This is a genomic window from Hydrogenophaga sp., assembly GCF_041633695.1.
Taxonomy (GTDB): Bacteria; Pseudomonadota; Gammaproteobacteria; order Burkholderiales; family Burkholderiaceae_C; genus Hydrogenophaga.
On record NZ_JBFJMY010000189.1, the window covers coordinates 1 to 7646 of the forward strand.

A 7646-nucleotide genomic window follows, 5' to 3' on the forward strand; every position below is an offset into this window, starting at 1 on the left:
ATCCTGCCCCAGATCGCACGCCCCATCACCACCTACGGCTTTGCCGAAGACGCCCAGGTCCGTGCGGTCAACGTGCGCGCCGTGGGTGCACAGATGCACTTCACCGTGCAGCGCAAGAACGGCGTGCAACTGCCCGATCTGGATGTGGTGCTGAACCTGCCGGGTGAACACAACGTGTTGAACGCCTTGGCGGCCATTGGCATCGCGGTGGAGCTGGGCGTGGACGACGCGGCGGTGCAGCAGGCCCTGGCCGAATTCAAAGGCGTGGGGCGGCGCTTCCAGCGCTACGGCGAGGCGCCGCTGGCCAGCGGTGGCCATTGCACCGTGGTGGACGACTACGGCCACCACCCGGTGGAAATGGCGGCCACCTTGTCGGCGGCCCGAGGGGCTTTCCCCGGTCGCCGTCTGGTGCTCGCCTTCCAGCCGCACCGCTACAGCCGCACCCGCGATTGTTTTGAAGATTTCGTCAAGGTCATCGGCACCTGCGACGCCGTGTTGCTGGCCGAGGTCTACGCCGCGGGCGAAGCGCCCATCGTGGCCGCCGATGGCCGCTCGCTGGCGCGCGCGCTGCGCGTGGCGGGCAAGCTGGAACCGGTGTTCGTGGACGACATCAAAAACATGGCGCAAGCCATTCTCGACAACGCCTGCGACGGTGACGTGGTGCTGTGCATGGGCGCAGGCACCATCGGCGCGGTGGCAGGGCAGGTGGTACAGACTGCCAAGGAGCAGAGCGCATGAAGACACACACCGTGGATGTGAAACAGCTGGGCAAAGTGGCCGTGCTCATGGGTGGCCGTTCGGCCGAACGCGAGGTCTCGCTGATGTCGGGCGCCGGTGTGCTGGCGGCGCTGCAGAGCAAGGGAGTGGATGCCCATGCTTTTGACCCGGCCGAGCGCGATCTGGGCGAACTCAAGCGCGAAGGTTTTGCCCGCTGCTTCATCGCCTTGCACGGTCGTTTTGGCGAAGACGGCACGGTGCAGGGTGCACTGGAGTTGCTGGGCATTCCCTACACCGGCCCCGGCGTGATGGCCTCGGCCGTGGCCATGGACAAGCTCATGACCAAGCGCGTCTGGCTGGCCGAGGGCTTGCCCACGCCGGCTTGGCGGCAGGTCAGCAACGCCGAACAAACGCGCGCCGCATTGCAGGCACTGGGCGCACCCATGATCGTGAAGCCGGTGCGCGAAGGCTCCACCATTGGTCTCACCAAGGTCACCGACGCTGCGCAGTGCGAAGAAGCCTACCGGCTTGCGGCCCAGCTCGACCCGCAGGTGATGTGCGAACAATTCATCGACGGCGATGAGGTCACCTGCCCGGTGCTGGGCACCGGCGACCAGGCCAAGGCCTTGCCGGTGATCCGTATCGTGGCGCCCGAGGGCAACTACGACTACCAGAACAAGTACTTCACCGACGACACGAAATACCTGGTGCCCTGCGCTCTGCCCGAAGGCGAAGAGGCGCACATCCAGGCGCTGGTGCTGCAGTGCTACCAGACGCTGGCCTGCCGGGGCTGGGCCCGCGCCGACGTGATGATCGACGCCAAGACCCGCAAACCCTATCTGCTGGAAATCAATACCTCGCCTGGCATGACCGGGCACTCCCTGGTGCCGATGTCGGCGCGCGCCAGCGGCTTGTCGTACGAAGACCTGTGTCTGAGCCTGCTGGCCAGTGCCACGCTCGACAACCCACCGGTTCAATCCGTCTGAAGCGCAAGATGCCCAGCACCGAACTGCCCCTGGACGTACGGCTCATGACCGCGGTGACCAACACCCTGGTCGGGCTGTTTGTCGCCCTGGGTCTGGGCATGCTCGGGGTCTGGGTGGTGCGGCATCCGGCGTGGTCGGTCACCGGCATTTCGGTGCAGGGCGATGTGGCGCACCAGAACACGGTGGGTCTGCGTGCGCAACTGGCTTCGCAAATGCGGTCCACGCTGTCGTCCAGTTTCCTCACGGTGGATTTGCAGCAGGTGCGCCGTTTGTTCGAAACCGTGCCCTGGGTGCGCCAGGCCGTGGTGCAGCGCGATTTTCCCAACCGCCTGCGCATCACGCTGCAAGAACACCAGGTCGTGGCCTGGTGGGGGCAGGCGGGCTCGGGGCAATTGGTCAACCAGCAGGGTGAGGTGTTCGAGGCCAACCCCGACGACAACGATGGCCTGCCCGAACTGGCAGGCCCACCGGCCCAGTCGGCCCGGGTGTGGGCCCTGTACCAGGTGCTCAGCCCCGAATTGTCGCGGCTCGAGCTGGGTTTGCAGCGTCTCGAACTCAACGAACGCGGCAGTTGGAGCGCGGCACTGGACAACGGCGCCCGCATCGAACTGGGCCGTGGCACCGACGAAGAATTGCTGGCCCGGACCCGCCGCTTCACCGCCACGCTGAGCCAGCTCACGCAGCGCTACGCGGGTGCCCTGCAATCGGTGGACCTGCGATACCCGAATGGCTACGCGCTGCGCTTGCGCGGCGTGACCACCGTGAACCCTGACGATCAGAAACCGACGCGCAACACAAGGTAATCAAGAAGCAATCATGGCCAAGGAATACAAGGATTTGGTGGTCGGACTCGACATTGGCACCGCCAAAATCATGGTGGTGGTCGCCGAGGTCCAGCCCAATGGCGCACTCAAGCTCGCCGGCCTGGGGGCGTCCACCAGCCACGGGCTCAAGCGGGGGGTGGTGGTCAACATCGACGCCACGGTGCACAGTATCCAGGCGGCTTTGAAAGAAGCCGAGCTGATGGCCGACTGCCGCATCGCCCGCGTCTACACCGGCATCACCGGCAGCCACATCCGCGGCATCAATTCCAGCGGCATGGTGGCGATCAAGGACCGCGAGGTGACGGCGGCCGACGTGGCGCGGGTGATCGAAACCGCCAAGGCCATCAACATCTCGACCGACCAGCGCCTGCTGCTGGTGGAGCCGCAAGAGTTCGTGATCGACAGCCAGGAAGTGAAAGAGCCGATCGGCATGAGTGGCATCCGCCTGGAGGCCAAGGTGCACATCGTGACCGGTGCCCAGAGCGCGGCCGAGAACATCATCAAGTGCGTGCGCCGCTGCGGCCTGGAAGTGGACCAGCTCATGCTGAACCCGCTGGCTTCCAGCCAGTCGGTGCTGACCGACGACGAAAAAGAACTCGGCGTGGCCCTGGTCGACATCGGCGCCGGTACCACCGACGTGGCGATCTTCGCCGGCGGCGCGATCCGCCACACGGCGGTGATCCCGATCGCGGGCGACCTCATCACCAGCGACATCGCCATGGCCTTGCGCACCCCGACCAAGGACGCGGAAGACATCAAGGTGGAAAGCGGTTGCGCCAAACAGCTGTTGGCCGACCCGGACACCCAGGTCGAAGTGCCTGGCCTGGGCGACCGCGCACCCCGCATGCTCAGCCGCCAGGCCCTGGCCGGCGTGATCGAGCCGCGGGTGGAAGAAATCTTCTCGCTGGTGCAGCAGGTGATCCGGGACTCGGGTCACGAAGAAGTGCTGTCCTCGGGCATTGTGCTGACCGGCGGCAGCGCGGTCATGCCGGGCATGGTGGAACTCGGCGAAGACATCTTTTTGAAACCGGTGCGCAGGGGCGTGCCGCAATACGCCAGCTCGCTGTCGGACATGGTGGCGCAACCGCGCGCCGCCACGGTGATGGGTTTGCTGGAAGAGGCCCGGCTGGCGCGGGTGCGGGGCCACAAGGTGGCGCAGAAGGCGGGCTCCATGCAAGGCGCATTGGAACGCATGAAAAACTGGTTTGTAGGGACATTCTGATGAACAACTTGCACGAAAAAACCAGTCCCCTCATGTGCGCCCCGACGCGCGGCAGAACCTTTCACCGCATCCGCCAGCGGGTGCACCGATGTCGGGAATGCACCGGGCCGCCTGGCTGAAGATGGCTGAAGTCCATACCGTATTTTTGAACCGATTTTTGTATCAAAACCGTCCGGCCGAGCACCGGGCAACCCAAGGAGAAAAGCATGAGCATCGAAATGATTGAAGTCGAAGAATTCAACCTCGGCACCCAGATCAAGGTCATCGGCGTGGGCGGCGGTGGCAGCAACGCTGTCGAGCACATGATTTCGCGCAGCGTGCAAGGCGTGGAATTCATTTGCGCCAACACCGACGCGCAAGCGCTCACCCGCAGCGCGGCGGGCAAGACGATCCAACTCGGCGCCACCGGCCTGGGCGCCGGCAGCAAGCCCGACAAGGGCCGTGATGCGGCCGAGCAAGCCGTGGACGAGATCCGCGCCGCCATCGAAGGTGCGCACATGCTCTTCATCACCGCTGGCATGGGCGGTGGCACCGGTACCGGCGCCGCCCCTGTGATCGCCCGGGTGGCGAAAGAAATGGGCATCCTGACCGTGGGTGTGGTCACCAAACCTTTCGATTGGGAAGGTGGTCGCCGCATGACCAATGCCGACAACGGTTTGGCCGAGCTCGAAGCCAATGTGGATTCGCTGATCGTGGTACTGAACGAGAAGCTGCTCGAGGTGCTGGGCGACGACGTGACGCAAGACGAAGCTTTTGCCCACGCCAACGACGTGTTGAAAAACGCGGTCGGCGGCATTGCCGAGATCATCAACGAATACGGCAACGTGAACGTCGACTTTGAAGACGTGCGCACCGTGATGGGTGAACCCGGCAAAGCCATGATGGGCACCGCTGTCGCCAGCGGCCCGGACCGCGCGCGCATCGCCGCCGAACAAGCCGTGGCCTGCCCACTGCTCGAAGGCATCGATCTCTCCGGCGCCAAGGGCGTGCTGGTGCTGGTCACGGCGGCCAAGGGTTCGCTCAAGCTGTCCGAATCGAAGCTGGCGATGAACACGATCCGTGCCTACGCTTCGCCCGATGCCCACGTCATCTACGGCGCGGCATACGACGACAACCTGGGCGACGAAATGCGCGTCACCGTGGTCGCCACCGGCCTGAGCCGCCAGGGCGTGCGCCGCACCGCGCCACCCCTGCAGGTGCTGCGCACCGGCACCGACAACGTGCCGTTCAACGTGCCGACCATCAACTCGGCCGTGGGCGGCCCAGGTGCCAACAACGGCACGGCCCACGCACAGCCCGACTACGGCTCCATGGCCGTGCCCAGCGTGTGGCGCACCAACCGCACCCAGGCAGCGGCCAAGGTCGATGCATTGGCATCCGGCGGCATGGACGACTTCGAGATCCCGGCGTTCTTGCGCAAACAAGCCGATTGATCCCCCCGCGCCGCCTGCGGCGTCACCCCCCAGGGGGCAACACCTGCGGCCCGGCAGAGCCGGTTCCGCGGTGTTCTCGACTGGAAACACTTCGGGCGTTGCCTGCGGGCAATCGCCGGGATAGTTTTTCTGGCCAGCACGATTTCGCTCGAAAAATTAAAATCACCGGATGCTTGCCCAAAGAACCCTGAAATCTCTGTCCAAAGCGGTCGGTGTCGGCCTGCACAGCGGCCAGCGGGTGGAGCTGACGCTGCGCCCCGCTGCGCCGGATACCGGCATCGTGTTCCGCCGTGTCGATCTGCCGGAGCCGGTCGAGATTGCGGTGAGCGCCACGGCGGTCACCGACACGCGCCTGGCGTCCACCATTTCCAATGGCGGCGTGAAGGTGCACACCATCGAGCACCTCATGAGTGCCTGCGCCGGTCTGGGGCTCGACAACCTGTATGTGGACATCACCGCAGAAGAGGTTCCCATCCTCGATGGCTCTTCTGCTTCGTTCGTCTATTTGTTGCAAAGCGCGGGCATCGTGCTGCAGAACGCGCCCAAGCGCTTCATCCGGCTTCTGAAAACGGTGGAGGTGCGCGAAGGCGAAGGGCGCAACAGCAAGTGGGCCAGGCTGGAGCCGTACCACGGCTACAAGCTCAGCTTCGAAATCGAGTTCGACCACCCAGCCGTGAATTCCTCGGGTCAGCGGGTGGAGTTCGACATGGGCAGCGGCACTTATGCCCGTGAGATCGCGCGGGCCCGCACCTTTGGTTTCACGCGCGACGTGGAAATGATGCGCTCACACGGCCTGGCCATGGGGGGCGGACTGGACAACGCCATCGTGATGGACGACGTGAAAGTGCTCAACGCCGACGGCCTGCGTTACCAGGACGAGTTCGTCAAACACAAGATCCTGGATGCCATTGGCGATCTCTACGTGGTGGGCAAGCCGCTGCTGGCCGCCTACAGCGCGTTTCGCAGCGGCCACGCCATGAACAACCTGTTGCTGCGCGCCTTGTTGGAGCGCCCCGACGCTTACGAAGTGATGAGCTTCGACCAAGAACGCGAAGCGCCCCAGGGATTTGCGCAACTGGCCCCGGCCTGGTAACCCGCATGGTCTTGTTCCGCTCGCTGTTGTTTTTGCTGTTGGCCGTGGCTGCGATGTACTTTGGGCTCTACATCTTCACCAGCCAGGAGCGCTACCGCCGCTCGGGCCTGCTCATCGCCAAATGGACGGTGTTCGCGGCTTTGGGATTTTTTGCGGTGCTGATTCTGGAGCGCTTGCTGGCGACTTGACGGTCTGCGGCACGGCCTCTGGATGCGCTTGCGCTGATCAATAACTGCGTCCGGCCTTGTAAGCGCCATGGGTGCGTGCCTGTGAAGCCGTCACCTTGTTGATCGCCATCAGCGAGCGGCTCACCTGGGCGTGGGTGATGCACAGGCCCAGGGCGTCGGCGGCGTCTTTGCCGGGCAGGCCCGGCAGTTTCAGCAAGCGCTTCACCATCTCCTGCACCTGCGGTTTGGCGGCTTTGCCGTAACCGACCACGGCTTTTTTCAGTTGCAGTGCCGTGTATTCGGCCACCGGCAAATGGTTGGCCACCAGGGCGGTCAGGCAGGCGCCGCGCGCCTGGCCCAGCAGCAGGGTGGCTTGCGGATTCACGTTCACGAACACGATTTCGCAGGCCGAGACCTCGGGCTGGTAGCGCGCCACCACTTCGCCGATGCCGTCGAACAGGATCTTCAGCCGCGCGGGCAGCAAGGCGCCGTCCTTGGGGCTGGTTTGAATGGTGCCGCTGGCCACGTAGTGCAGGTCGGGGCCTTCGGTGTCGATCACGCCAAAGCCGGTGCATTGCAGGCCGGGGTCTATGCCGAGTATGCGCATGGGGTGGTCCGGGTGGCCGGGCTCATAGACCGAAGGTCCAGCGCAGCGAATGGAAAAACACGGGGGCGGCGAAACACAGCGCATCGACCCGGTCCAGCAGACCGCTGGCGCCGGTGACGGAGCGACCGGCCGCGCCCCAGTGAGGAACACCACGGTCGCGCTTGATGGCTTTCATGACCAGATGCCCCAGCGAACCGGCGGCGCAGGCCACCAGCGCCATGCCCATGGCCTGCAAGGGTTTGAACGGGGTGATGCCTGCCAGCAAGGCGCCGAGCAGACCACCGGCCAGCAAGCCCATGCCCCAGCTGCGCCAGTGGAAACTGTCGCTGATGGCGGGCGCCACCGGGTGGCGCAGCCGCCGCGACGCAAAGTGCTGCACCAGCATGCAGGTCTGCACCACGATGACCAGAAAGAACACCAGGAAAGCGGTCTTGCCGTCAAAGCGCGGGAAGTTCAGCAACAGCAAGGCCGGCACATGGCTCATGCCGTAGACGCAGACCATGATGCCCCATTGCAGTTTGGCGTTGCGCTCCAGAAAGCGCTTGGGGTCGTTGCCCAGCGCGCTCACCACCGGAATGGCGAGAAACACGTAGACCG

At 64.8% G+C, this 7646-nt stretch carries 9 protein-coding genes; 7 read left to right on the top strand and 2 right to left on the bottom strand.

Translation table 11 applies throughout. The features are described 5' to 3' along the window. The 7 genes from ABYB95_RS12750 to ABYB95_RS12780 form a co-directional block, all read left to right on the top strand. The coding region (locus ABYB95_RS12750) for a glutamate ligase domain-containing protein (RefSeq protein ID WP_372658935.1) at positions 1-738 on the top strand (738 nt) is incomplete at its 5' end. Beyond that, the gene (locus tag ABYB95_RS12755; RefSeq protein ID WP_372658936.1) at positions 735-1703 is read left to right on the top strand and encodes a D-alanine--D-alanine ligase; all 969 of its coding nucleotides are present in this window, start codon (positions 735-737) and stop codon (positions 1701-1703) included. The genes ABYB95_RS12750 and ABYB95_RS12755, both read left to right, overlap by 4 nt. Positions 1704-1711: 8 nt before the next feature. Further along, positions 1712-2506: a cell division protein FtsQ/DivIB gene (locus ABYB95_RS12760; protein WP_372658937.1), complete on the top strand. Its 795-nt coding sequence runs from the start codon at positions 1712-1714 to the stop codon at positions 2504-2506. A 13-nt stretch (positions 2507-2519) separates the two neighbouring features. Continuing rightward, entirely contained in the window at positions 2520-3749 is a 1230-nt protein-coding gene (gene ftsA / locus ABYB95_RS12765) for a cell division protein FtsA (protein WP_372658938.1), read from the top strand. Positions 3750-3955: 206 nt separating this feature from the next. Continuing rightward, positions 3956-5182 carry a cell division protein FtsZ gene (gene ftsZ, locus ABYB95_RS12770; RefSeq protein WP_372658939.1) on the top strand — a complete coding sequence of 409 codons (1227 nt, stop codon included), beginning with the start codon at positions 3956-3958 and terminating at the stop codon, positions 5180-5182. Between the two features lie 169 nt (positions 5183-5351). Next, a complete protein-coding gene (lpxC, locus tag ABYB95_RS12775) occupies positions 5352-6275 on the top strand; it encodes a UDP-3-O-acyl-N-acetylglucosamine deacetylase (protein WP_372658940.1) in 924 nt (307 codons plus the stop codon). A 5-nt stretch (positions 6276-6280) separates the two neighbouring features. Next, on the top strand, positions 6281-6463 hold the full coding sequence (locus ABYB95_RS12780; protein ID WP_372658941.1) for a hypothetical protein: 183 nt from the start codon (positions 6281-6283) through the stop codon (positions 6461-6463). Between the two features lie 37 nt (positions 6464-6500). Here the strand turns inward: ABYB95_RS12780 and ruvC are convergent, their stop codons facing one another. Beyond that, positions 6501-7049 carry a crossover junction endodeoxyribonuclease RuvC gene (gene ruvC / locus ABYB95_RS12785; RefSeq protein ID WP_372658942.1) on the bottom strand — a complete coding sequence of 183 codons (549 nt, stop codon included), beginning with the start codon at positions 7047-7049 and terminating at the stop codon, positions 6501-6503. Positions 7050-7071: 22 nt separating this feature from the next. Next, positions 7072-7646 (bottom strand): phosphatidate cytidylyltransferase (locus tag ABYB95_RS12790; protein WP_372658943.1); only part of this gene is annotated, 575 nt, incomplete at its 5' end.